This is a genomic window from Curtobacterium sp. Csp2, from assembly GCF_013347165.1.
In genome coordinates, this window is sequence record NZ_CP054593.1 from 2,108,570 (window position 1) to 2,109,887 (window position 1,318).

Sequence of the window (1,318 nt, forward strand, 5' to 3'; positions counted from 1 at the left end):
CGGCGCGCCGCGGCGCGCGCCGCGCCCTACCGCTGCCCGACGATCGCGGGCAGCGGCAGGTGGTGTCGCATGCGCACCGCCAGGTGCAGCCCGCCCCGCCGGGCGAGCACGAGCCCGGCCACCGCGGCGGCCACGGCCGGGACGCCCCCGGCGACGACCATGCCGACGTGGGCCCCGAAGTGGTCGACGACCTGGCCCATGAGCGGACCGCCGATCGCCTGGCCGCCCAGGAGCACCAGGACGTACAGGGACATCACCCGGCCGCGGATCGCCACGTTCGACGACAGCTGCACGAGCGAGTTCGAGGCCGTCATGAACAGCAGCTGCGACATCCCGACCGCGACCAGGGCGACGGTGAACGGCGCGATGACCGGGATCGACCCGGACACCACGAGCAGCACCCCGGTCCAGAAAACTCCGCCGACGATCGTGCGGAGCCGGACGGTCGCCCGGCGGGTGGACAGCAGCGCCCCGGCGAGGGCACCGACCGCGACCGCGGAGTTGAACAGGCCGTAGCCGCCCGCGCCGACGCCGTACACCTCGGACGCGAAGGCCGAGAGCAGCACGGGCATGGTCAGCGCGAAGACCGAGAAGAAGACCATCAGGACGACCGGCACCAGGATCGTGGGCTTCCGGACGGCGTAGCGCAGGCCCTCGACGAGTTGCCCCTTCGTCCGCGGTGCCGGTGGGGTGCGGTGCAGCTCGGACACCCGCAGGAAGCCGAGGGTCGCGACGACGGCCACGCACGCGACCGCGTTGACGCCGAAGGACCAGCCGGCACCGACCGCGACGAGCAGGGCGCCGGAGAGCGCCGGCCCGATCATCCCGCCGAGCTGGAACACGCTCGAGTTCACGCTGATCGCGTTCCGCAGGTGCTGGTGGCCGACGATCTCGGTGACGAACACCTGGCGCGCCGGGTTGTCGATCACGGTCACCATGCCGACCAGGAAGGCGATCACCCAGATGTGCCACGCCTGCACGACGCCGGTCAGCGTGAGCACGGCGAGCAGGGTGGAGAGCACCGCGAACGCGCCCTGCGTCAGCATCATCAGCGCCCGCTTCGAGAACCGGTCGACGAGCACCCCGCCCCAGAGCCCGAACAGCAGCATCGGGGCGAACTGGCACGCCACCGTGATGCCGACCTGCGCCACCGAGCCGGTCAGCTGCAGCACGAGCCAGTCCTGCGCGATGCGCTGCATCCACCCCGCGGTCATCGCCACGAGGTTCGTCGCCGTGAACAGGCGGAAGTTCGGGACGGAGAGCGCGATGAGGGTGTGGCGCCACGGCGGGCGTTCGGCCTGGATCGGGAGGGGTTCGG

Annotated in this window: 1 protein-coding gene; it reads right to left on the reverse strand. The window is 72.2% G+C overall.

Annotation, left to right across the window (positions count from 1 at the left end; all coding sequences use genetic code 11):
* Nucleotides 1-26: 26 nt before the first annotated feature.
* On the reverse strand, nucleotides 27-1,318 hold a 1,292-nt coding region (locus tag HUN59_RS10270; protein WP_174779456.1), incomplete at its 5' end, for an MFS transporter.